Origin of the sequence: Metabacillus mesotrionivorans, from assembly GCF_052171315.1 — a bacterium.
Classification (GTDB): Bacteria; Bacillota; Bacilli; order Bacillales; family Bacillaceae; genus Bacillus_P.
Window position 1 is genome coordinate 637,124 of sequence record NZ_JBQMFF010000002.1, and the last position, 21,535, is coordinate 658,658.

The following is a 21,535-nucleotide window of genomic DNA, read 5'->3' on the forward strand; positions in this document are numbered from 1 at the left end:
TTTTATTATATCGCGAAAAGCTGGTTTGAACAGACATGATTGGATGGAAATTTTTAAAAGAAGTAGGCCATATGAATCTCATCATCGTATTTCCCGTTCAGAACCGCCTGTTCACGCTGTACTCCCTCAATTGTAAAGCCGTATTTTTCATAAAGCTTTACCGCTACTTCATTGGAAGCAAAAACCGTCAGGCAAAGCTTGTGAAGGTTATTCTTTCTGCACCAGTCAAGTGTTGCACTCATGACTTCCTTGCCGATGCCAATGCCCTGTGCAGAATCTGAAATCCATGTCCGGAACAGGCCGGTATGTCTTTTCATTTGAAGCTCTCCCCGCAGAACTCTTGCGATGCCGACAACCTTCCCCTGCATTTCAACACCGAGGTAAAAGTTATCTTTCTCTTTCATTTCTTGAATAAAGGCTTTTTCTTCTGCAAGGGAACGCGGATTTTCTTTTTGTATGTACGTTCCCGAGTCAATAATGCTCTGTACGGATTCGATAATGTCAGCTGCATCCTCTTCCCTTACAGGCCTCAATGTAATCTCTTCTCCATTTTTTGCAGTAAAAACCCTTTTGTTATCTTGAGTAATCATTGAAGTTCAGCTCCTTGACGTTAGTATATCTCTGCGCTCAAGAAGTAACACATTATACAGGCTGTTTCCCGATTTTTCAAATGACAAGTACTCCGCGTCCGCGCAAATACGTTTCTACATCTAAAAACGTGTCTGCTTCAATATAGGCAATTCTCTTTTTTTCAAGGAGCCCGCATAGCGCGTCCTTTGCGAAGGTTACATCTGCAAAGGCTGCAGGATGGGAATCAGGTTCGCTGTCTCCGTAAAAGTAAACCGTATCATAAGTTTCTTTCAGTTTTTGAATGACTTTTGATTTATCAATTCCGTATCTTTCGGAATAGCTCCAGTCATTTTTATCAATTTCCAGATGGATGTTTTTGCTTTTAAAATGACCCTTATTTGAGATGATCTCAACGTTTTCGGCGCCAAGCGCATCAAAAATGTGCTTAATATAATAATCTGTTCCTGCACTTAAAATATAAAAGTCACCGCCGTTTTTTTGGACACGTTCAATAAATGGACCGATATAATCGTCAAGCGGCAAGGTCAGAATGGTTTTAATCAGCTCTTCCTCTTCAAGGTGAATCGAGGAAAAGACACGGCTTAAAAAGTCAATATCCAGCATCTCCCCCCGCTTCCACTCCTTGAACAGCGCTTCTCCTTCAGGGAAAAATTCCTCTATCACAAGGTGATAAAAATCTTTTTTGGAGATCGTCCCGTCAAAATCGGAGACAAATGCCCATTTTTTCATTGTAAACCCTCCATTGATTTAATTTTTCCTTCTGGAAATATATAGGTTTCTCTCTTCATATCATGTAGTAATTGCTTTTAACTACTCACATCAAAGGAGAGACACATGAAGAAACTATTCGTTATTTTCACCGCCGCGCTATTTATCTTTTTCGGCGTAGGCATCAGCAAAACAGAGGCAGCAGGAAGTGACTTTATTATTATCAACAAGTCTAAAAATCAGCTCGCATTTTATCAGAACAGCAAGCTCAGCAGCGTGTTTAAAGTGGCGACCGGCAAAAAGCCCTCCTACACTCCGGAAGGAACCTTTAAAGTTGTCAGTAAAATCGTGAACAGACCTTACTACAAGCTCGGCATTCCGGGCGGTGACTCGCGCAACCCTCTTGGAAACCGCTGGCTTGGCATCAACGCCAGAGGCACGTGGGGCACAACGTATGCCATACACGGGAACAACAATCCAAGCTCCATCGGGCAGTACATCAGCAACGGATGCATCAGAATGTATGATAATGAAGTGGAATGGCTGTACAGCCAGGTAAAAATGAATACACCTGTTATCATAACATCTTCCGGCAGTTCGTTTGATGCCATTGCCTCATCAAAAGGATTTAAGGTGAGCGGCAGCAAAACCGTATCATCTAAACCATCCGGATTTACGGGACAAAATCTGAAAAAAGGCAGCCGGGGAAGCGAAGTTAAACATCTCCAGCAGCTTCTCACCTCCAAAGGCTTCGACACCCGCGGCATTGACGGGATTTTCGGAAGCAATACCGATAAAGCAGTGAGGTCCTTCCAAAAGAGCAAAAAGCTGTCAGCAGACGGCATAGTCGGCCCGGCTACAAAAAAAGCTCTTAGTATGTATTAAAAAAGCCATACCCTGAAGGTGTTCAGGGTACGGCTTTTCTTTTGGACATTAATTTGCATCAGAAGAATTAAGATGCATGTTTTTCGTTCAGACGAACGGCTTCGCTTTTTTCATCTTTTCGAACAACATTGAATACCATATTCAGCAGAATGGCTGTCAGGCTTCCTGCCACAATGCCATTGTTGGTCAGGATTTTAACAGACTCGGGAAGAGCGGCGAACATATCAGGCACGGCAGTCACTCCAAGTCCCATTCCTACAGAGCACGCGATAATCAGCAAATTTTCCTGTGAAGCAAACTCTACCCTGCTAAGCATCTTGATGCCGTAAGCAATAACCATTCCAAACATGGCGATCATGGCTCCGCCAAGAACAGCTTCAGGAATAATGGTGGTGAAGGCTGCAATCTTCGGCACAAGTCCAAGCACCATGAGCATTCCTGCTGCTGTATAAATGACATTCCTTGATTTAACGCCCGAAAGAGAAATCAATCCTACATTTTGAGAATATGCGGTATATGGAAAAGCATTAAAGATTGCCCCAAGCAAGTAAGCCACGCCTTCTGCACGGTACCCTTTGGCAAGATCCTCTTTTGTGATGTTCTTTTTCGTGAGATCTCCAAGTGCATAGTAAACCCCGGTTGACTCTACCAAACTGACGATTGCCACAAGGATCATTGTCAAAATCGGAGCAATTTCAAACGTCGGAGTTCCAAAGTAAAACGGCTTGCCGATCTGAAACCATCCTGCTTCAGAGACAGGCTGCAAATCTACCTTTCCCATAAACGCAGCCGCTGCCGTTCCAGCGATCAGCCCGATCAGGATGGAAACAGCGCGGATGAAACCAGTGAAAAATCTGTAAAGCAGAATAATAAACAGCAGAACACCAAAAGCAAGCGCAAGATTCGACGGAGATCCAAAATCAGCAGCGCCCTGTCCGCCCGCCATATTATTCATGGCAACCGGAATCAGCGTGATTCCGATAATCGTGACGACAGATCCTGTTACAACAGGCGGAAAGAATACAGCCAGCTTACCAAATACAGTTGAAATCAGAATGACGAAAATTCCTGAAGCTAAAATCGCACCATAGACAGAAGATATCCCGTACTCCGTCCCAATAGCGATCATTGGACCAACTGCTGTAAACGTGCAGCCAAGCACAACTGGAAGGCCGATGCCGAAAAACTTGTTTTTCCACACCTGCAGAAGGGTTGCAAGACCGCACATGAAAATATCAATGGAAACAAGATAAGTCAGCTGTCCAGGCGTTAATCCGAGGGCTCCGCCTACAATCAGAGGCACGATAATCGCACCTGCGTACATGGCAAGAACGTGCTGAATGCCGAGTGAGAACACTTTAAAGGAATTGTTATTCATCGCACTGCCTCCGTTTCTTCAAGAAATTGCACCGTTCCGTTTTCAAGAGACTCGATTCGTGCAAGAGATTCCACGCGAAAGCCTTTTTCACGAAGCAATTTCCCGCCGTCCTGAAATGATTTTTCGATCACAATACCCATGCCTGCGATTTTTGCTCCGGACTGCTTAACAATCTCGGCCAGTCCCAGTGCAGCCTGGCCATTTGCCAGAAAATCGTCAATGATGAGAACACGGTCCGTTTCTTTTAAATGTTCGCCTGAAACAGCGATCGTGTTTTCTTCCTGCTTCGTAAACGAATAAACAGCTGCTGTGAGAAGCTTGCCCTTTAACGTAAGTGAGCTGCGCTTTCTTGCAAAAACAACCGGCACGTTCAGCTCGAGCCCTGTCATCACCGACGGCGCAATTCCTGAGGATTCAAGGGTCAGAATTTTCGTAATGCCTTCGTTTTTAAATCTTCCTGCAAACTCTTTTCCTACTTCTCTCATTAAAAATGGATCAATTTGATGATTTAAAAAGGAGTCTACTTTCAATACCTGATCTGAAAGCACCTTTCCTTCACGTTTGATTTTTTCCTGCAGCATGATCATCCTATTTCCCTCCAGCTATAAAAAAACGGCATCGTCTCATAGAGTGAGACAATGCCGTTTAGAAGATAGCTTAAAAGAAGCAGGCTGCAAAACAAAGCACTGCTCACTCATAGTCAGATGATTAACGGTCATCCGGTAGAAACTTGCAGGCCATATCCCCGCGATTATATGAGTGTGCACGTTTTATTAGAATAGTAGCATTATAACAGGGTTTATTCGTATTGGGAAGACTATTTAGGATAAAAAACGAATAATGACACGATTTTTATTTTGGATTATTCGTATTTTTCTAAATATCTCCACGTAAAAAACCGCACGGATATCGTGCGGTCCCTAAATTTATTTTGCCGGCTGAAGCTGGTACAGTTTCGAGTACTTCGACTCAAGATGATCAATTAAATACTTGGCATTCAGGCCTTCTCCTGTTACATCATGAAGGATCTCAAGCGGCTGCTTCATTTTTCCGTGCTGATGAATTTTTTCTGTCAGCCAGTTTTTAATTGTGCCGAACTCACCGTTTTCAACAAGCTGGTCAAAGTCAGGCAAGTCTTTCAGCATCGCATGCTTAAATTGCGCAGCGTACATATAGCCAAGCGCATAGGACGGGAAATAGCCGAACATGCCGCCGGACCAGTGAACGTCCTGAAGCACGCCTTCTGCGTCATTCGATGGCGTTACGCCAAGGTACTCTGTATATTTCTCATTCCATATGCGCGGAAGATCCTCTACTTCGATTTCATCATTAAATAAACCCTTCTCAATTTCATAGCGGATCATGATGTGAAGCGGATACGTCAGTTCATCTGCCTCAATGCGGATAAGAGACGGCTTGGATTCGTTGACTGCGCGGTAGAAGTCCTGGGGCGCTACATCATCAAACTGCCCGTCTGCATACTTCTTAAGCGAATCGTAGTAGCGGTTCCAGAATCCAGGATTTTTGCCGATGAATTTCTCATAGAAAAGAGACTGCGACTCATGAATGCCCATGGATGTTCCGTCGCACAGCAGGGTTCCTTCAAGTTTTTCTGAAATGTTCTGCTCATAAAGCGCGTGACCGCATTCGTGGATCGTGCCGAAAAGTGCTGTACGGAAGTCATTTTCAGCATATTTCGTAGTAACACGCACATCCCCGCGATTCAGACTGATGGCAAATGGATGGACCGTTTCATCCAGGCGGCCGGCTTCAAAATCGTAGCCGAGCTCTTTCAGGAAAAACTCTGAGATCTGGCGCTGCTTGTCTTTTGAAATCGGCTCATACAAAAAGTGAGTTTCCGGCTGGTTCTGTGACTCCGTAATGCTTTTTACAAGAGGCACAATTCGGCTTCTCAGTTCACCGAAAACCCGGTCAAGCACCTCAACGGTTACACCCGGCTCATATTGGTCAAGGAACGTGTCATATTTATTTTCTTTGTAGCCCCAGTACTCAAGAAACTTTTTGTTGGTGTCAACTAGCTTCTTTAAGTACGGTGCAAACAGGCTGAAATCCGATTTTTCCTTCGCTTCCTCCCACACAGACTCTGCTTTGGACTGAAGGATGACGTATTCTTTGTATTCTTCCTGAGGAATCACTTTGCTTAGTTTATATTCTTTCTCACTTTCAAGAGCTGCTTTGAAGGTGATTTCAGATACTTCATCCTTCGCACTAAGAATCTGATCAATATAGGATTTCATTTCATCAGAAGTCTGCATTTGAAAGACTTCCGTAGATAGAATGCCAATTGCCTGCGAACGCTGTTCAATCGCTTTTTTCGGTGCACCTGTGCGCAGATCCCAGAACATGAGCGAAATGGCTTCATTATAGCTTTTCATCTTTTGCAAGTACTCTAAAAATGACGTTTCAACGGATTGAATGGTCAATCTGATCACCCCTTATTTAGGTATGTAAAATAGTAGTAATTTTCTAACATTTTTAGATTAAAGGAAAGAAAAGGTCTTTGTCAATGATTTTATAAACTGACGAGTCGGTTTTATTTTTGTTATTGGATGGGTGATTCCGGTTTTTGCTTACCCTCCCACATCGTTTCTCGGTTTCCGGGGGTACGATTCGTGTGTTTGCTTACCCTCGCAGATCGTTTCTCAGTTTCCGAAGGTACGATTCTCGCGTTTGCTTACCCTAGCACATCGTTTCTCGGTTTCCGAGGGTACGATTCACTCGCTTGCTTACCCTCCCACATCGTTTTTCAGTTTCCGAGGGTACGATTCGCTCACTTGCTTTCCCTCCCACATCGTTTTTCAGTTTCCGGGGGTACGATTCGCTCGCTTGCTTACTCTCCCACATCCTTTCTCGGTTTCCAAGGGTACGATTCGTGTGTTTGCTTACCCTCACAGATCGTTTCTCGGTTTACGAAGGTACGATTCTCGCGTTTGCTTACCCTCGCACATCGTTTCTCGGTTTCCGAGGGTACGATTCGCTCACTTGCTTACCCTCCCACATCGTTTCTCGGTTTCCGAGGGTACGATTCGCTCGCTTGCTTACCCTCCCACATCGTTTCTCGGTTTCCAAGGGTACGATTCGTGTGTTTGCTTACCCTCGCAGATCGTTTCTCAGTTTCCGAAGGTACGATTCTCGCGTTTGCTTACCCTCCCACATCGTTTCTCGATTTCCGGGGGTACGATTCGTGTGTTTGCTTACCCTCCCACATCGTTTCTCGGTTTCCGGGGGTACCATTCACTCGCTTGCTTACCCTCCCACATCGTTTCTCGGTTTACGAGGGTACGATTCGTGTGTTTGCTTACCCTCGCAGATCGTTTCTCAGTTTCCGAAGGTACGATTCTAGCGTTTGCTTTCCCTCCCACATCGTTTCTCGGTTTTCGGGGGTACGATTCGGGCTCTCCATACTCATTTTCCATACAAAAAAGCGAAGGGACTTCTCCCCTCGCTCTTACAGTTCTTCAGCAGTTACAGGCAATACGGATTTTACTTCTTCAAGCACGCTCAGATCCTGCTTTGTGGAGAGGTAGATTGAAATCTCCCCGCTGTCAGTGCTGGTTCTGATCAGGCGGCCAATGCCCTGTTTCAGTCTCAGCATCATATATGGCATATCTACAGCAGCAAACGGATCGGCCGAGCTGCTCCGTTTTGATTCAAACACCGGGTCATTTGGAGGGAACGGCAGTGACCAGATGATCACGTTCGACAGGGATGCCCCTGGAATATCTAGTCCTTCCCACAGATGCACGGCGCATAATACAGATGTCTCATTATTCTGGAACTCAGAAACAAGCTTGCTTATTTCCTGGTCTCCCTCAAATAAGAAGCGATAGTCAGCTTTATGGGCTGATGCATAACGTTTAAATACGTCAAGTTCATCTCTCGTGTTAAACAGGACGAGCGCGCGGCCTCCTGATTGTTCAATTCTTTTCATTGTTTCCGCACATTTTACTTCATTTAGGGAAACAGACGCTGACACGTCGAGCAGTGAGATCTTCATGTTTTCTTCATAATCAAACGGCGATTCGACGTTCAATGACAAATAGTCTTTAATTCCAAGACTGCCTGCAATAAAGTCGAACGATCCATGGTTGGACAGTGTGGCAGATGAGAAGATATACGGCTTTTTCTGAGAAAATACTTTCTCTCTCAACACTTCTTCCACTGTTCTTGGCATAATGATCAGGGAGAAATCCTGCTCCCCGTTTTCAATCCAGTGGATGGCACCTTTTTGTTTATTAAAAAGGGAAATGGAAAATTCCATGCTGTCCAAATATTCCTCGACAATCTTCAGTTCGTAGGAATCAATGGTATACATTTCCCCTTCAAATACAAGGGCCTCTCCAATTTCAGCCAGCATCCTGTGCAGCTCAAGCCCCTGTTTCCGCAGCGTATCGTTCATCACAATCCTGGAGCGGTGTGAGCCTTTTACTTCTTCCGATGCTTCAAGCAGGCTGTCGAAAAATTCCTCGTTGATGACGAGCGTGTCTTCAACTAAATGGGCAAATTCTTCCCTGATGTCATTCTGCAGCAGTCTTTCCAGCAAAATGGCAAGCGTGCTGCTTTTCACTCTGTAGGTAAGGGCTTTTTGGGCTGCATATTCAAGAAGATGTCCTTCATCAAAAACGACCGAACTGTGCTCAGGCAGCAATGGCAGCTGTCCTTCCCGCTTTCTTGAGTCGTATGTCCAGATATGCTCCATGTAGAAATCATGCGAGCAGACAATCAGGTCGGTTGCTTTCCGGTAGTGCTCGCGTGAAAGCGTCAGCCCGCAGCGATGCCTTTGGTCACATGAAAGACAGTCCTGGAAAGAATCATAATTGACATTGCTCCACTCTTCATCTGTCAGGTTAGGATATTCTTTCCGGTCGCCGTAATGATAGAAAGACTGCATACCTGCCTTTTCATGGACGAAGCCCGGAAGCGACTCAAATAAATCAAGATAAAGGTCATCACCCGTCCGCTGAATCGTCTGATCCAGTTTTTTCAGGCACAAATACTGATCCTGGGATTTTCCGAGTCTCACATCTATAGTTAGATCCAGATGCTTTCTGAGCTTTGCAATATCCCCTTCATTTTTAACAAGCTGTTCAATCAGTGTTTCATCCGCACATGCAATAACAGCCGGTTTTCCGGTGTAGCGTGCATAGCTGATCGCATAGAGCAGATATACCAGTGTTTTTCCCGTTCCTACGCCAGCTTCTGCAAACATGACACTCTTTTCACGGAATGCACGTTCAAGCTGAAACGCCATAAAAATTTGTTCATCTCTAAGTTCAAAGCCTTTTTCAGGCAAAATATCGTAAAATACATCTCCGATCCAATTATTCAGCCCTTCATAGAAGGTTTCATTTTTGGAAACAGCAAATGGCAGACGTGACGTCGGCATGTATCAGATCCCCCGCAATCATTTATACTCAAACAACTATTTTCTCATTTGTCATTCTGTTCGTCAACTGCTGTGAGCTGACTATGCCCCTGAATTAAGAAGCCATGAAAAAAGACAGGCTTTCATCATATGAAAGCCTATCTCAGCGGTCGTACAGCGTATCAATCATTACCTTTTGGTCAATCGCAGAAGCATGTGCCACTGCTTTTAGAAAATCAGCTCTTGCACTGCTCAGCGATGCATGCGCAGCCGCTTCATCTCCGTTTTCAATTAGAGACAAATAAGTAGATGACAGCGCCTTTGATATGAGATTAAAATCATTGTTTCCGCCCAGAATCACTCACTCCTTGAAAAGAAATCAATACTGTTTTCAGTGTATTCAAGGAGCGAGACTTCTATACCTCTTTTCGTTCTCTCGGCGGGCGTTTTCCCCAATACTGATAATAATCAGTTTCGATAAACCCGTTAAAAAGCTTGCGTTTTTTCGTAGCCTGCCTGCCGTAAAAATCTTCAAAGCCTTTATGGGAGGTCAGCATGTAGACAGACCAAGTTTCATGAGGGAGCAGAGCCCGGCCCATGCCTTTATACAATTGCTCAACTTCTTCTTTTTCTCCCAGCCGTTCGCCGTATGGCGGGTTTCCGACGATAACGCCGTATTCTTTGCGGGTCGTGAAATCACTGACCTGCATTTGTTTAAATTGAATAATGCCGCCAAGACCAGCCTCATCCGCATTTTCCTCTGCAATCGAAATCATGCGGTGGTCAATGTCATATCCCGAAATATCGAGCTCCAGATCATAGTTTGCAAGATCTTCTGCTTCTGTGCGTGCTTGATCCCAATGACTTTTGCCGATGATATCCCATTGTTCGGAAACAAACTCCCGGTTAAAACCAGGGGCAATGTTCTGTCCGATTAATGCCGCTTCTATCGGAATCGTGCCCGATCCGCAGAAAGGATCTACAAATGGACGGTCAGGCGTCCAGTTTGTAAGCATGACCAAAGCAGCAGCCAGTGTTTCCTTAAGAGGCGCCCCTCCCTGGTCAAGCCTGAAGCCGCGCTTGTGAAGGCCTGCGCCGCTAGTATCAATCGTCAAGGTCGCTACATCTTTTAAAAGGGCAATTTCCACTTTATAAAGCGGACCTGATTCCTCGTACCACTCTGAAGCAATCTTATACTGCTGCTTCAGTTTTTCGGCAATCGCCTTTTTCACGATACGCTGACAGTCAGGCACACTGTAAAGCTTTGATTTTACCGATTTTCCCGTTACAGGAAATTCTGCCTGGCGGGGAATAATTGCTCCCCAGTCAAGAGCCTTTGTTTTTTCAAACAGATCGTCAAAAGAGTAGGCTTTAAACTCCCCCACTTTCAGCTTTACGCGGTCAGCTGTGCGAAGCCATAAATTCAGTCGGGGAATATCTTTTGGATCCGCCTCAAATGTCACTTTGCCGTTGTCGGTCGTGCATTCATATCCAAGATCCCGCACTTCTTTGGCAACAAGCGCCTCAAGTCCCATGGCAGCTGTTGCAATTAATGTCACCTTACTCATTGCATCACCTTCTAAATCAGACTGCAGGATGAGCCTGCAGATCATTTTTAATTTCATTCTATTTTGCGCATAGTGTACGCAGCTCAAACTTCCTGTAAACGTGCGGGAGATTCCGCTTTTCTTTATGTCCACCAGCTCCACCGCCCAACTCCTCCGTCAGAACGGCTCCGCCCAAAAAGCAAACCCGGCTTTTTCCGGTGGATCCTTTTCTGTCCTTCGGAGCTGAACAAGGCGATTCCGCTTTTCTTTATGTAAATAAATGAAAAGCTCTCATCACTTATGAAGAGAGCCTGTTTTAAACATGTTAAGTTTACCTGAAATAACGTTCTGTAAGCCATGTTTTGTCCCTTTGTACTGCAAACGGCCGGTATCACCTCGTACTCCGGTGGTAATCATCTATCTACGGAAGCTTTAAGCTTCCGGCCTTCTCCTTGTTCAGTTCCTAAGAGAAGGTGCCCCTACCTATATTTGGGTTTCTCGCTCGAGGGGTTTACCGCGTTCCACTCCTCAGGTTTCCCTGAGGACTACGTCACTGTGGCACTTTCAAGGTAGCAGAGCCATATCCGAAGACTTAGGCCCCTTCCCTGCCGTCAGCCGGATCACCCGGCTGCCCTAGCTTATGACTTCGCTAGGCACGAACACTACGGGCATCTCAGCACCGTGCGAGCATGGACTTTCCTCTACAGCCCTAAAGACTGCAGCGATTACCTGAACGTTATTATTTTTTAAGAGCAAATACTAGTATAGTTAATTACAGACAGGATTGCAAGAGCAAATAGTGGAAATCAATCGTAAAGCTTGCTTCCGAATACGTGCTTCTCAAGGTTCGATAAACGTTTCAGAATATCAAAGTTTGTCGTGTTTGTCTGTACAGGCTGAACTTGCTTGCGGTTGAATGAGTCTTCAAGCTGTTTTGTCAGACGCAGGTTTTCCTGCTGAAGCTCTTCGATTTCCTGATGGAATGTTTCATAGTCCTTGATGATCAAATCAAGAAACTTATCCACGTCTTCCTGTTTGTAGCCGCGCATTCCCTGTTTAAATTCTTTTTCTAAGATTTCTTTCGCCGTTAATTTAATTTTATCGGAAAGCATCTCTTTCACCTCGTCACACTGAAATCATCTTTTCATATTTTTTCATAGTTCTGATGCAGTTGTCAATTTTCTTCAGTTATTCGCCTGTCCAAAAATGATCCTTGCTTTGCTCTTCTTCCACAATGAGCTGCAGATCTGCAAAAGAAATCGTCATGATGGAATATTCACCGGACTCTGCCTTTTTTCTGGCCGTCTCAAGCAAATATTTTGGAGACCCAGGGTTTTCTTCGTCATAAACCAGCAGGAGTCCTTCACTTTTTGAAACAAAAAATTCATTTTTCAGCCTGAACTGATTTGGATTATCATATTTTCTTTTTGTAATGCTGTCAACAAAGTCGGCCGATGACATAATGTATTCGTAATATTCTTTATTGTCTTCATTCCATTTTTCTTCCTGCTCCAAAAATGGAGTCAGAATGCCGAGCTTTAGTTCATCATACTCTACCTGCAAATCAAAGACAACCTCTGCAGCCCAGAGCTCTATTCCGAGCTGCCCGCTGATCAGCACCCACTCAAGCCCTTCTTCTGCAAGGGGCCGCAATGATTTTTCAATGGCTTTTTTTATGTAGGCGACTCCCGGGTCATCATTTTTAAAGATGCCGAGTTCAAAAGGTTTGTATCCGGATACGGTGATGACCTTCATTATGTATGTCTCCCTTCAAAGAAGATAGGAGCTGACATGTTTCATCAGCTCCTAAGGTAAGGTATTAACGGCCGTAAGGACTCATAGGAGGTCTTCCGCCGCCGCAGTTGAATTGTTGGTTTGAAACAGAGTTTACCATAGAATTTGTTTGAGGGAAATAATGCTTGTGCTGAATGTTCTGGTGGTTAACGACAGTTGTGTGAGTCGGGTGGATATGAGGAACAACTGTTGTAGAGAAAGTATGCTGCACGCAGCACTTTGTCGGATGAACAATCGGCGGACACATTTTGACAGGTCCCATCGGCATCATAGGCATTTGAGCACCGGCCACCATATTTGGAGCTGGCATGTTAGGTCCCATTTGAGCACCGGCCACCATGTTTGGAGCTGGCATGTTCATTTGAGCGCCGCCTACCATATTCGGCATGTTCGGCCCCATTTGAGCGCCGCCCACCATATTCGGAGGCATGTTGTTATTTGGCATCATGTTTGTTTGTCTCCTTTCCTTCATTTCTTATCTGTCTTACAGTGATAGTCTATGAAGCAAGGAGTGTACATGTACTGATGCAATAACCTATTTTTTACAAGAATGCATAGAAACTGTCTTTGAAGTTTGAAAAGATGAAGACTGTTGCAAATAAAACGATGAAAAACAAGTAGAAGATGCCTTTGTACATGATCGTGCTCACCCCGGTTATTAATGTTTACAGTCCCTAATTTTACACGCATCTTCACCGTTCTACAATTACTTGAATGCCCATCTTAAAAATTTCACAATATCGACAAATTTCATGCGAAAAAGAGCGGATTATGCGGTTCCCCGGGGAATAATTACCCCATTTTATTCCCCAGCCGTTTCATTCTTTTTAAAAGCTCTGCCTTCTCTTTTTGTGAATCGGTTTTCAGTGCCTGATCCTTTTCCTTTACTGCAAGATAAGCTGATGTGGCAAATGAAAGGGCCTTTTTTGCATCTTTCGCCTTGTGCTCATAGTACTTTGCCGCTTCAACTGATGCCTTTATCTTATATTTCAAGCTTCCGCCTTCCGCACAAGAGAGGAATATCGGCAGTGCTTCTTCCTCCTTATTGTTCTTTTTCAGCTGCATCGCCATCTCGAATTTCGCTTCAAATTCCCTCTCTGAGCCTGATTCTGCTGCAGATTTAAATGTGTCGAAGGCTGCCGCCTTTTCACCTGCTGACAGCAGCCAGCGTGCGACTTCATATTGCTCAATGCCGGTTGCTTCGACAGAGGGAAACAAAATTCTGTATGTGAGATGCGTGTAGAGAGTAATGAGCGAAAGAATATCCATTTCATTATGAGTCAGCACACCGCTGATGTGATCTGGATCCTCTGACTGAACATAGCTGAAATACAGCATGGGAGCAAGATAGCCCGGAACATCATGCTCCCTCTCGATTCCAAGAATCTCCTTCTCGACATGACTCAATTTAACAGACTCAAGCCTCGTTTTCCATAGCCTTCTGGCAGCATGAAAAAGATCGAAATGGCCGAAGGACGGAAGCTTCGGCACCTGATCTTTAATCAGCGTATGCCGTGTTTTCACCTGTGGCCAGTCAAAGGCTTTACCGTTATAAGTGACAAGGGTTTTCGTATTGACCCGGCTCAGAAAACTTTGATAAAGCGCCACCTCATTTCCCGGTTTCGGCAGAAAATGCTGAACGACTTTAACTTTATCCTCAAACACCTGCGCATGGCCAAGAAGAAAGATCGTATTTCCCGCTCCGCCCCCAAGACCTGTCGTTTCTGTGTCAAAGAAAAATAGATCATGCGATTGATGCTCTTTAGAAGAAAGCGGATGAAGGCTGTCTCTCTCATTCCACAAGGAAACCGCTCTATGAAATTCACCAAGCTGATAGAGGCCGTGCTGAAAAGAAAGATCATATGTCCTTTCCCTTACAAGACAGTACTCACCGTCAAACCAAAACGGTTTTGTATCAAGTGACTCCCACTTTGAAAGGTGCGGCACTTCTCCTTCAGGCTCCCTTTTTACAGTCTCTGTTTTCTCTTCCAGTGACATATGTGATTTTAACCGGTTTAGCTTTCCTTTTAACGACAAGAATCTTCTGCTCCTTTAAGACCGTTTAATAAATAAAGGGTATCCTTCTTTTGATGGTCGGATCCTTCCAGGCCCGTGCACGACGGACAGCCTGTTTCACAGGGGCATCCGCTGATCATGGCATACGTTTCACCGAGCACGATTTCCATTGTTTCAAATACTTTCCCCGCAAGACCGACTCCTCCGGGATATTTGTCATAGAGAAAAACGGTAGGCTGGTCATTATGCGTCGCCTTCATTTGCGGAACAACGCTTATATCAGACGGGTCACACATGACGCTGATCGGAACAATATGCTTCAAAGCATGAGCCAGACCGAGAAGGGCTTCTTCAAGCCTGTCTTTCTTCAGCGTTCCTGCAAGTTCATCCGAAAGACTGATCCACGCAGCATTTGTGTGCAATTCTTCTTCCGGAAGGTGGATGGGGCCAGATCCAATATTCTCATGCGTGTCAAACTTGATTTTTTTAAAAATGGTCGCCATAGCCTGAACCGTAACATCCCCGTATCCTAGATGGTGGGTACCTTTTGCTCTCGTTTTGTCTTCTTCAAGAACTTTCAGCTGCACGGCAAGATTTGCATCTGTAAAATAATCGACATCCACTTCTCTTACAAAGGCTTTTTTCTCTTCCCAGTCGAGCATCTCCACCTGATACTGAATGCCCTGATGAAGGTAGATCGCCTCATCATGAAGCAGGGTCATGGCGCTGAATCTGTCCATCTCCCCGATGACTTTGACGTTTGCAACATCCGACTGGTCAATGATGATGACATTTTCCTGCGAAGCCGAGCGCAGACTGATGTTGTGGGCCGGGAAAGAATCGTTCATCCAGTGATATTTGTCTCTATTAAAATAGAGAACTTTCTCTTCTGTCAGGAATTCCAGAATCTCCTCGATATCCAATTGTCCGAATGATTCATCCTTTTTGAAAGGCAGTTCAAACGCTGCACATTTAATATGATCCACAAGAACAATGAGATTGTCAGGATTAATAATGGCCGTTTCCGGGTTCTGTCTGAAAAAATAATCCGGGTGCTGAATGATGTACTGATCAATTGGAGTCGATCCCGCCACCATTACAATCAGGGCTTCCCCGCTTCTTCTGCCGGCCCGGCCCGCCTGCTGCCAGGCACTCGCAATCGTTCCCGGATAGCCTGTCATAATGCACACCTGCAGCTGGCCGATATCAACACCGAGTTCAAGAGCGTTTGTGCTGACAACGCCGAGGATCTCCCCGTTCCTCAGCCCTTTTTCAATTTCGCGCCTTTGTTTGGGCAGGTATCCTCCCCTGTAGCCGCGTATCGTCTTCTTTCCAAGCTCCCCTTTGATCAGCTCCTGCAAGTACGTCAAAATAATCTCCACACGCACCCTGCTCCTTGCAAATACGATTGTCTGAATTTTATTTTTAAGAAGTTCGGATGCTATCTTTCTTACTTCCAGTGTAGCGCTTTTCCGGATATTCAGGGGCTTGTTGACGATTGGGGGATTGTAAAAAAGAAAGTGTTTTTTCCCCGAGGGGGCACCGTTATCATCAACGAGCACTACGTCTTCTCCAAGCAGCTCTTCTGCAAGCTCCTTTGGATTGGCAATCGTTGCTGATGTGCAGATAAAGACAGGATTGCTTCCGTAAAAACGGCAAATCCGTTTTAGCCTGCGGATTACATTGGCAACATGGCTCCCGAATATGCCCCTGTAAATATGAAGTTCATCAATAATGATATACTGCAGGTTTTCAAAAAGAGAAACCCATTTTGTATGATGGGGCAAGATGGCCGAGTGAAGCATATCAGGATTTGTCATGACAATGTGACCCGCCTTGCGGATGACATTCCGGATTGTCGGAGCAGTGTCTCCATCATAGGTGTAGGAATTGATTGGAACGCCAAGCTCTGTAATCAGCTCATTCAATTCGCTTTTCTGGTCCTGGGCAAGTGCTTTGGTAGGAAACAAATAAAGCGCCCTGCTGCTTTCATCTTGAACGATCTGCTGCAAAACCGGAAGATTGTAGCAGAGCGTTTTTCCTGAAGCAGTCGGAGTGACGGCAACAAAGCTTTTTCTGCTGCGTGCAAGCTCATAGGCTGTGGCCTGATGGGTATAAAGAGACCCTATGCCTCTTGCTGCAAGCGCCTCTCTTAATCTGATGTCAACAGAAGACGGCATAGCGGCTGTTCTTGCTTCTCTTGGTTCTATCGTATGAGCATGTACAATCTGCTCTTTAAATTCTTCATCGCGTTTTAAAAAATCTATAATTTCTGACAGTGACTGCTTTCTTCGCACTCTGATCACCTCTTTTTCCATTTTAACAGAATAAACGTTCGATATTAAGCATAACATTAGCAAAAGCGGAAGCGCCAAGGCCCGCTCCGATAGGCAGATAAGAATCCGGCAGAAAAGTCCGAATTTGACTTTTTTGCCGGATTTGTTCTGACAGAGGATCTAGGCGCTTACGCTTGCCGAGGACAATTTTGATATGTTTTATACAGCATTTATTCATTAAAATTTCCTTTAAACAGTAAAAAAGCAGGCTCAATGCCTGCTTTGTTCAGTACTTATTTAACCTTAATATCAAATACTTTATCTTTCCCGCCGTTCACCTGACCTGCAGGCGCTTTCTGGACGGTTTCTACAATATCGCCATTTGTAATGATGATTGGAGTGATCGTGCTTGCTGCTTTTTCTTTAATCAGACCAAGATCAAACGAAATCAGTTTATCGCCCGGCTTGACGCTGTCTCCTTCTTTGACAAACGCTTCAAAACCTTCTCCATTCATCGCCACTGTTTCAAGGCCGATGTGAAGAAGAATTTCCATTCCCGTCTGGCTTCTGATGCCAATCGCATGTTTTGTGTGGAAGAGCTGAATGATCTCTCCCTCAACAGGTGACACCAGGATGCCTTCTGAAGGTTCGATCGCCATTCCGTCGCCCATCATTTTCTGGGAGAAAACAGGATCCGGAACTTCTTCCAATTGCAAAAGCTTTCCTGTTAATGGTGCATATACCGTTTCTTCTGTCTGTTTTTCCGTTTTTTTACTGCCGAATAGTTTTTTAAGCATGGCTTTTGCTCCTTTTCTGCATTGAATTCTACTTTAGAAATACCCCTGTCCCCCTGAAATTAAACGCTTCTCACTTCACCCGTCCCTTTATAATTATCATCATTTAACCATAAAACGCCTGAATCAAGCAACCAATTTACAGCGCCATGCATATTTTAGCCTAAAAGCAGTCATTATCCTCATTCAAAAGGAGACACGGCAGATGAGTGAAAAAAAGCACAACCCATTATATGAACTTGCGGAGCAGTTCTTTGGAGACAGTTCATTCAAACAGAACGTACTGGAGTTTGAGAAAGTATTTCAGGAGCAGATGAATACGGCTTATATGAAGATATCCTCATGGGAAGAGGATAACCGCTATTTTGTAAAAGCCGAGCTTCCCGGCATGAAAAAAGAGCAGATTACAATTGAATTTCATGACCTGTGCCTGACCCTGACCGTCAGCCACAAGGAAGAATTAAATCTCAGTCATATAAATGGATCTGCTTATTCGCAGACGAGGAAACAAATGACAAAAACCATTCTACTGCCAAAGGCGCCGACGATGGATGAAGTGGATGCCGCTTTTCAAAACGGATGCCTGCTCATATCCTTTCCGCTCAGCTGACCAGATTTTAACACCATAAAATCCCCCCTGCTTATGAAAACTATTAACAGGAGGTGCTTTAATGAAGCAACATGAAAAAAGAATCAGCGCAGAGCCATCCGGGTCTCCGATGCTTGTCATAAAAACAAATCTGGATGAAGGTGCTGCCGCGGAAAATCCATACGCATCCGGCAGTGATGAAAGAAAAGTGAAAGAATTCTTTGAGGATCCTTCCTGATGGAACAGTCACTGTCTTATTTAAGAGAGGCCCTTTCCAATTATCTGGAGGAGCATGAAATAAGCAGGCATATTTATTTCAAGCTCTCCAGGGAATCATTTACAGACGAAAAGCAATTCATCAGAATGCTTTCTGAAAAAGAGCAGATGTTCTTAAATAAAATGCTCCCGTATGAAATAAAACATGCGATGGGCGAGCAGGACTATGTCAGGATGAATCAGCTGAATGACGTTTATGAGGAGCTGCTGTAATGAGAAAAGATGCCGGACACAAATCATCCAGCACTACGAATGCAGAGGAAGTTAAAAAACTGAATGCCGCTTCAGGCTTGTCCTATTCTGAAGTTAAAAAGAGGCTGGCAGAAAGACTAAATGAAAAGAAGTGAACAGCAGGCAAAGACGCATAAGGTTATGCGTCTTTGTTTTCGCCGTCCCCATTTCGTTCAAGAACGGATTGTTTATACGCCTGATGAGTGGTGATGGCTGCTCCTGCCGCGATAAATCCGTTGGCAATGCTGCTGACTGAAAAACCCAGTGTGAAAATACTTGCGATAATGCCAGCTCCGAGCAGGATCCAAACAATCATCCAGTCCTGCACATTAGGAGTCCGTTTTAAAGCATACCCTAAAATCATGAGGGCCGGAACAACAATCACAAGCTGGGGATGAACATTAATCTGATCAAACAGACCTGAGAGCGCTGCAGTAACCATGCTTATCCACCTCGTTTATCAGCTTTCATGCAGCCTAAACTTTAAACATTGATGTGACCCCTTTTACAAGAGAACTCATCTGATTAACAGCTCCCATCATCTGCCCTGCCGTATCCATTACTTTGTTGAAATCCATCTGTCCATCCGGCTTTTTAAACTGGGACATCACTGTAGAAATGCCTCCCTGCTGATTTTTAGCTGCAGGCATCGGTTTTGGGTATGGATTTGCATACATTGCCTGCGGCATCATGTTCTGCTGGGGCTGCTGCATCATAAACCCCTGTGTCTGATAGCCGTATGACGGCATCTGGGACTGCTGATAGAAGGCTTGATTTTGCTGCACTTGCTGATAGGTATGCTGACTTTGAGGCAAATATGCAGGATTTTCATATGGTGTATAGCCTTCATATGGATAGTAATAGCTGATTCTCTCTTCTTTTTTTCTTCTGCGGTTTTTAAACGAACTCATTTCTTGAGAATACATAACAGATCTCCTTTCAGCATAATGGGCTATTTCATACATATGCAGAAGGAAAGGCTGCTGTGCGTGTCTAAAAGAAATTGTCAACTCTTGTCGGAAGTTTAAATTATTTGAAAAATCGAGATAAAAATTTCCCATGATACCATTAAGGCAAGGGAATGGGAGGAGATACACGATGAATCTGCAGAGCATACAATCCGCTTTTTTAGAAACAAAGAAGTATGAACCGACCAGCATCAGCGAATTAATGAATTTTATCAAAACGCTTTATATCAAGGGTGAGATGACCATCAGCGAATACAGGACTGCTGTCATGTATCTTGAAGCGTCAGAATTAGAAAAGATAAGCAATTGATGATTGAGAGGGGACACCCTCTCTTTTTATTGTGTTATTTTCCATACATAACAGCACCCCACCTGAAACATATTAAGAAGGATTCACCATTTCGATTATGGAGGTCATTTATGATGGGAAGAGGCAATCATTTCAACCATAAGAAAAAAGGACAGGATTTAACATTGTCAAAAAAAGGACAGCCTGCCGCTGCTAAACATTCAAAAGATGTTGAATATGCAATTGAACCTGTCGCAAGCGAAGGAGACCGCGCTGTAACGTTTCAGGAAGCGCGTGAAATAGACGAATAAATGTCATCAAGGGTGTCCGTAATACTCCGGACACCCTTTTCACCCGAGAAAAATTCTGCCATGATCCAGTCTGTGTACCTGCAGCCTGAGGTCTTAAGGCAAAATAAAAAGCCCCTCATTGTAAGGAGCTGTGTGCCTCCAGGCGGTCCATAACAGATTCAATTGTATAGTCAATGGACTGTTTCATGTTCTTAAATCGGATGGCTTTGGAATCTTTGTAAAACGACTGAAGCACAAGCTGCTCAAAATTTTCTTCAGCTGAATCAATTTGAGCCGGAAACAAATATTTTGGTTTTGCTTCATCTCTCCATGCAAGCACGTCTTTTTTCCACTCGCTCATTACTTTCATCGCATCCTCAAAAGCAGGCTTTACTTCGTGAAAAAAATCAACGTCCTCTTTCTTTTTACTGTCGTTCTCAAAACGGCGGACACATTCGTCCGTTATATATAGAAGCTTTTCGGAATTTTCAAGAATTTTCGTTTTCATGCTGTAACCCCTCTCTGGGGTATCTTATCAGACATAAGCATGAAAAGCCAGATTCCTGCTAATAACTGAGCCGGTAGCTTGGTTTTACCCGGGATGCGGGATCTTCCCTGCTTTCTTCTCCATTTGCCTGCAAAACCGTTTCTTCCGTCTTCACTGAAATGCTCTTTATGCTGCACTGGAGATCTTCTTCGCTCTGCAGAATGGTTTCCGATACTCTCTTTTGTATGGCAAGTTCTAATTTCGTCATCTCTTCATCGAGTTCCATTAAAAGTCTTTCCACAACCATTTTCGGCACGAGGTGTTCCATCCTAACTCCTCCTTTCAATCTACTCGTATTATTCGCGGGCCAAAACGCTCCTCCCTTCATGGATGACAAAACTAGTTCACTTTCGGCAAAGAAAGAAGAAATGATTGGATATTACTGTTTTTTCGACATCTCCCCGCGACAAGCGCATGAAATCGATTCCCATGCAAACACTACACTCAGGAGGTGTCTAACATGGCAAAAGAAAACAAAAAGAACACACAAAAAGAGCAGCAGCAAGCCCCGTCAAAAAATGACCTCGACAAAAAGCTTGGTGGGCCAAATCGCCCTTCTACGTAATAGAAAACACACAGAGGCTAGGACGTAACTAATTTAGCCATAAAAAAACCGGACTAGTTTATAGCAGCTAGTTCGGTTTTTTATGTTAATGGACTAAAATTGATTGTCAATTGTAGGAGAATCATTCCCCTTAGTGACGCCACTTTTTCCAGTGATGGATGCTCATTTGTGACACATTCACCTTAGTGACGCCACTTTTTCCAGTGATGGATGCTCATTTGTGGCGTCATTCAACTTAGTGACGCCACTTTCACCATTGATGGATGCTCATTTGTGGCGTCACTCGCCGTAGTCCCTGCCACTTTTATAAGAAATGGATCCTCGATTATATTTCATTAATAGGTGTGACGGCTTTCTTCCAGATTTTTAATCGAACCTCTTTTCAATATGATTTTTTCCAGCCTC

26 protein-coding genes, 1 other RNA gene and 1 riboswitch are annotated in these 21,535 nt (G+C 44.3%); of the genes, 8 read left to right on the forward strand and 19 right to left on the reverse strand.

Translation table 11 applies throughout. The features are described from left to right. Positions 1-53 precede the first annotated feature (53 nt). Positions 54-590, reverse strand: a complete 537-nt coding sequence (locus ACTSEZ_RS08220) for a GNAT family N-acetyltransferase (RefSeq protein WP_369733699.1) — start codon at positions 588-590, stop codon at positions 54-56. Between the two features lie 76 nt (positions 591-666). After that, entirely contained in the window at positions 667-1,320 is a 654-nt protein-coding gene (locus ACTSEZ_RS08225) for an MtnX-like HAD-IB family phosphatase (protein WP_369733700.1), read from the reverse strand. Positions 1,321-1,425: 105 nt separating this feature from the next. Between ACTSEZ_RS08225 and ACTSEZ_RS08230 the strand changes: the two genes are divergently transcribed. Continuing rightward, a complete protein-coding gene (locus ACTSEZ_RS08230) occupies positions 1,426-2,184 on the forward strand; it encodes a L,D-transpeptidase family protein (RefSeq protein WP_369733701.1) in 759 nt (252 codons plus the stop codon). Positions 2,185-2,251: 67 nt separating this feature from the next. On the opposite strand, the gene ACTSEZ_RS08235 is transcribed toward ACTSEZ_RS08230, so the two are convergent. The 13 genes from ACTSEZ_RS08235 to ACTSEZ_RS08295 all read right to left on the reverse strand — a co-directional run bounded on the left by ACTSEZ_RS08235 (position 2,252) and on the right by ACTSEZ_RS08295 (position 17,378). Then, a complete protein-coding gene (locus ACTSEZ_RS08235) occupies positions 2,252-3,562 on the reverse strand; it encodes a nucleobase:cation symporter-2 family protein (protein WP_369733703.1) in 1,311 nt (436 codons plus the stop codon). Further along, entirely contained in the window at positions 3,559-4,149 is a 591-nt protein-coding gene (locus tag ACTSEZ_RS08240; protein ID WP_369733704.1) for a xanthine phosphoribosyltransferase, read from the reverse strand. The genes ACTSEZ_RS08235 and ACTSEZ_RS08240 overlap by 4 nt, the downstream gene beginning before the upstream one ends. A gap of 90 nt (positions 4,150-4,239) precedes the next feature. Then, positions 4,240-4,341: riboswitch (purine riboswitch) on the reverse strand. 147 nt (positions 4,342-4,488) lie between these two features. Beyond that, complete coding sequence (locus tag ACTSEZ_RS08245) at positions 4,489-6,012, reverse strand: carboxypeptidase M32 (RefSeq protein WP_369734085.1); 1,524 nt, start codon at positions 6,010-6,012, stop codon at positions 4,489-4,491. 1,019 nt (positions 6,013-7,031) lie between these two features. Beyond that, positions 7,032-8,969, reverse strand: coding sequence for an ATP-dependent DNA helicase (locus ACTSEZ_RS08250; RefSeq protein ID WP_369733706.1), 1,938 nt, complete (start codon positions 8,967-8,969; stop codon positions 7,032-7,034). Between the two features lie 142 nt (positions 8,970-9,111). Further along, positions 9,112-9,309: a hypothetical protein gene (locus ACTSEZ_RS08255; RefSeq protein WP_369733707.1), complete on the reverse strand. Its 198-nt coding sequence runs from the start codon at positions 9,307-9,309 to the stop codon at positions 9,112-9,114. Positions 9,310-9,364: 55 nt separating this feature from the next. After that, positions 9,365-10,516 (reverse strand): THUMP domain-containing class I SAM-dependent RNA methyltransferase, encoded by a 1,152-nt coding sequence (locus ACTSEZ_RS08260; RefSeq protein WP_369733708.1) that lies wholly within the window; start codon positions 10,514-10,516, stop codon positions 9,365-9,367. A 325-nt stretch (positions 10,517-10,841) separates the two neighbouring features. Then, positions 10,842-11,232: RNase P RNA component class B (gene rnpB / locus ACTSEZ_RS08265), an RNA gene on the reverse strand. Positions 11,233-11,301: 69 nt separating this feature from the next. Next, complete coding sequence (gene gpsB / locus ACTSEZ_RS08270; protein ID WP_029280358.1) at positions 11,302-11,607, reverse strand: cell division regulator GpsB; 306 nt, start codon at positions 11,605-11,607, stop codon at positions 11,302-11,304. Positions 11,608-11,683: 76 nt separating this feature from the next. Continuing rightward, positions 11,684-12,250, reverse strand: coding sequence for an SLOG family protein (locus ACTSEZ_RS08275; protein ID WP_369733709.1), 567 nt, complete (start codon positions 12,248-12,250; stop codon positions 11,684-11,686). Positions 12,251-12,314: 64 nt separating this feature from the next. Beyond that, positions 12,315-12,737: a CotD family spore coat protein gene (locus ACTSEZ_RS08280; RefSeq protein WP_369733710.1), complete on the reverse strand. Its 423-nt coding sequence runs from the start codon at positions 12,735-12,737 to the stop codon at positions 12,315-12,317. Positions 12,738-13,081: 344 nt separating this feature from the next. Further along, positions 13,082-14,326 (reverse strand): ribonuclease H-like domain-containing protein, encoded by a 1,245-nt coding sequence (locus ACTSEZ_RS08285; protein ID WP_369733711.1) that lies wholly within the window; start codon positions 14,324-14,326, stop codon positions 13,082-13,084. Beyond that, a complete protein-coding gene (locus tag ACTSEZ_RS08290; protein ID WP_369733712.1) occupies positions 14,317-16,602 on the reverse strand; it encodes a DEAD/DEAH box helicase in 2,286 nt (761 codons plus the stop codon). Before ACTSEZ_RS08290 ends, ACTSEZ_RS08285 begins: the two co-directional genes overlap by 10 nt. A gap of 272 nt (positions 16,603-16,874) precedes the next feature. Beyond that, a complete protein-coding gene (locus ACTSEZ_RS08295) occupies positions 16,875-17,378 on the reverse strand; it encodes a PTS sugar transporter subunit IIA (RefSeq protein ID WP_369733713.1) in 504 nt (167 codons plus the stop codon). A gap of 202 nt (positions 17,379-17,580) precedes the next feature. Between ACTSEZ_RS08295 and ACTSEZ_RS08300 the strand changes: the two genes are divergently transcribed. The 4 genes from ACTSEZ_RS08300 to ACTSEZ_RS08315 all read left to right on the forward strand — a co-directional run bounded on the left by ACTSEZ_RS08300 (position 17,581) and on the right by ACTSEZ_RS08315 (position 18,587). Further along, positions 17,581-17,985 carry an Hsp20/alpha crystallin family protein gene (locus ACTSEZ_RS08300; RefSeq protein WP_369733714.1) on the forward strand — a complete coding sequence of 135 codons (405 nt, stop codon included), beginning with the start codon at positions 17,581-17,583 and terminating at the stop codon, positions 17,983-17,985. 61 nt (positions 17,986-18,046) lie between these two features. After that, positions 18,047-18,202 carry a hypothetical protein gene (locus ACTSEZ_RS08305; RefSeq protein WP_369733716.1) on the forward strand — a complete coding sequence of 52 codons (156 nt, stop codon included), beginning with the start codon at positions 18,047-18,049 and terminating at the stop codon, positions 18,200-18,202. Beyond that, complete coding sequence (locus ACTSEZ_RS08310; RefSeq protein WP_369733717.1) at positions 18,202-18,453, forward strand: sporulation protein; 252 nt, start codon at positions 18,202-18,204, stop codon at positions 18,451-18,453. Before ACTSEZ_RS08305 ends, ACTSEZ_RS08310 begins: the two co-directional genes overlap by 1 nt. Further along, entirely contained in the window at positions 18,453-18,587 is a 135-nt protein-coding gene (locus tag ACTSEZ_RS08315; RefSeq protein ID WP_369733718.1) for a hypothetical protein, read from the forward strand. The genes ACTSEZ_RS08310 and ACTSEZ_RS08315 overlap by 1 nt, the downstream gene beginning before the upstream one ends. Positions 18,588-18,610: 23 nt before the next feature. On the opposite strand, the gene ACTSEZ_RS08320 is transcribed toward ACTSEZ_RS08315, so the two are convergent. Both ACTSEZ_RS08320 and ACTSEZ_RS08325 read right to left on the reverse strand, forming a co-directional pair. Continuing rightward, on the reverse strand, positions 18,611-18,913 hold the full coding sequence (locus ACTSEZ_RS08320) for a phage holin family protein (protein WP_369733719.1): 303 nt from the start codon (positions 18,911-18,913) through the stop codon (positions 18,611-18,613). A gap of 34 nt (positions 18,914-18,947) precedes the next feature. Further along, the gene (locus ACTSEZ_RS08325) at positions 18,948-19,397 is read right to left on the reverse strand and encodes a YppG family protein (RefSeq protein ID WP_369733720.1); all 450 of its coding nucleotides are present in this window, start codon (positions 19,395-19,397) and stop codon (positions 18,948-18,950) included. A gap of 172 nt (positions 19,398-19,569) precedes the next feature. Between ACTSEZ_RS08325 and yppF the strand changes: the two genes are divergently transcribed. Further along, a complete protein-coding gene (gene yppF / locus ACTSEZ_RS08330; protein ID WP_029280340.1) occupies positions 19,570-19,749 on the forward strand; it encodes a YppF family protein in 180 nt (59 codons plus the stop codon). A gap of 113 nt (positions 19,750-19,862) precedes the next feature. Beyond that, positions 19,863-20,039, forward strand: coding sequence for a hypothetical protein (locus tag ACTSEZ_RS08335; protein WP_168713768.1), 177 nt, complete (start codon positions 19,863-19,865; stop codon positions 20,037-20,039). A 115-nt stretch (positions 20,040-20,154) separates the two neighbouring features. On the opposite strand, the gene ACTSEZ_RS08340 is transcribed toward ACTSEZ_RS08335, so the two are convergent. Together ACTSEZ_RS08340 and ACTSEZ_RS08345 are read right to left on the reverse strand one after the other, a co-directional pair. Further along, positions 20,155-20,526 carry a DUF1798 family protein gene (locus ACTSEZ_RS08340; RefSeq protein WP_369733721.1) on the reverse strand — a complete coding sequence of 124 codons (372 nt, stop codon included), beginning with the start codon at positions 20,524-20,526 and terminating at the stop codon, positions 20,155-20,157. A gap of 58 nt (positions 20,527-20,584) precedes the next feature. Beyond that, positions 20,585-20,833: a hypothetical protein gene (locus ACTSEZ_RS08345; RefSeq protein WP_369733722.1), complete on the reverse strand. Its 249-nt coding sequence runs from the start codon at positions 20,831-20,833 to the stop codon at positions 20,585-20,587. A gap of 192 nt (positions 20,834-21,025) precedes the next feature. On the opposite strand from ACTSEZ_RS08345, the gene ACTSEZ_RS08350 reads away from it, so the two are divergent. Next, on the forward strand, positions 21,026-21,130 hold the full coding sequence (locus ACTSEZ_RS08350) for a spore protein (RefSeq protein WP_369733723.1): 105 nt from the start codon (positions 21,026-21,028) through the stop codon (positions 21,128-21,130). Positions 21,131-21,535: the final 405 nt, after the last annotated feature.

What these genes read in the sequence shown, in the direction of transcription:
- ACTSEZ_RS08220 (WP_369733699.1), bottom strand. Translation starts at nt 590, where the DNA reads ATGATTACTCAAGATAACAAAAGGGTTTTTACTGCAAAAAATGGAGAA.
- ACTSEZ_RS08225 (WP_369733700.1), bottom strand. Translation starts at nt 1,320, where the DNA reads ATGAAAAAATGGGCATTTGTCTCCGATTTTGACGGGACGATCTCCAAA.
- ACTSEZ_RS08230 (WP_369733701.1), top strand. Translation starts at nt 1,426, where the DNA reads ATGAAGAAACTATTCGTTATTTTCACCGCCGCGCTATTTATCTTTTTC.
- ACTSEZ_RS08235 (WP_369733703.1), bottom strand. Translation starts at nt 3,562, where the DNA reads ATGAATAACAATTCCTTTAAAGTGTTCTCACTCGGCATTCAGCACGTT.
- ACTSEZ_RS08240 (WP_369733704.1), bottom strand. Translation starts at nt 4,149, where the DNA reads ATGATCATGCTGCAGGAAAAAATCAAACGTGAAGGAAAGGTGCTTTCA.
- ACTSEZ_RS08250 (WP_369733706.1), bottom strand. Translation starts at nt 8,969, where the DNA reads ATGCCGACGTCACGTCTGCCATTTGCTGTTTCCAAAAATGAAACCTTC.
- ACTSEZ_RS08260 (WP_369733708.1), bottom strand. Translation starts at nt 10,516, where the DNA reads ATGAGTAAGGTGACATTAATTGCAACAGCTGCCATGGGACTTGAGGCG.
- gpsB (WP_029280358.1), bottom strand. Translation starts at nt 11,607, where the DNA reads ATGCTTTCCGATAAAATTAAATTAACGGCGAAAGAAATCTTAGAAAAA.
- ACTSEZ_RS08275 (WP_369733709.1), bottom strand. Translation starts at nt 12,250, where the DNA reads ATGAAGGTCATCACCGTATCCGGATACAAACCTTTTGAACTCGGCATC.
- ACTSEZ_RS08280 (WP_369733710.1), bottom strand. Translation starts at nt 12,737, where the DNA reads ATGATGCCAAATAACAACATGCCTCCGAATATGGTGGGCGGCGCTCAA.
- ACTSEZ_RS08295 (WP_369733713.1), bottom strand. Translation starts at nt 17,378, where the DNA reads ATGCTTAAAAAACTATTCGGCAGTAAAAAAACGGAAAAACAGACAGAA.
- ACTSEZ_RS08300 (WP_369733714.1), top strand. Translation starts at nt 17,581, where the DNA reads ATGAGTGAAAAAAAGCACAACCCATTATATGAACTTGCGGAGCAGTTC.
- ACTSEZ_RS08305 (WP_369733716.1), top strand. Translation starts at nt 18,047, where the DNA reads ATGAAGCAACATGAAAAAAGAATCAGCGCAGAGCCATCCGGGTCTCCG.
- ACTSEZ_RS08310 (WP_369733717.1), top strand. Translation starts at nt 18,202, where the DNA reads ATGGAACAGTCACTGTCTTATTTAAGAGAGGCCCTTTCCAATTATCTG.
- ACTSEZ_RS08315 (WP_369733718.1), top strand. Translation starts at nt 18,453, where the DNA reads ATGAGAAAAGATGCCGGACACAAATCATCCAGCACTACGAATGCAGAG.
- ACTSEZ_RS08320 (WP_369733719.1), bottom strand. Translation starts at nt 18,913, where the DNA reads ATGGTTACTGCAGCGCTCTCAGGTCTGTTTGATCAGATTAATGTTCAT.
- ACTSEZ_RS08325 (WP_369733720.1), bottom strand. Translation starts at nt 19,397, where the DNA reads ATGTATTCTCAAGAAATGAGTTCGTTTAAAAACCGCAGAAGAAAAAAA.
- yppF (WP_029280340.1), top strand. Translation starts at nt 19,570, where the DNA reads ATGAATCTGCAGAGCATACAATCCGCTTTTTTAGAAACAAAGAAGTAT.
- ACTSEZ_RS08335 (WP_168713768.1), top strand. Translation starts at nt 19,863, where the DNA reads ATGGGAAGAGGCAATCATTTCAACCATAAGAAAAAAGGACAGGATTTA.
- ACTSEZ_RS08340 (WP_369733721.1), bottom strand. Translation starts at nt 20,526, where the DNA reads ATGAAAACGAAAATTCTTGAAAATTCCGAAAAGCTTCTATATATAACG.
- ACTSEZ_RS08345 (WP_369733722.1), bottom strand. Translation starts at nt 20,833, where the DNA reads ATGGAACACCTCGTGCCGAAAATGGTTGTGGAAAGACTTTTAATGGAA.
- ACTSEZ_RS08350 (WP_369733723.1), top strand. Translation starts at nt 21,026, where the DNA reads ATGGCAAAAGAAAACAAAAAGAACACACAAAAAGAGCAGCAGCAAGCC.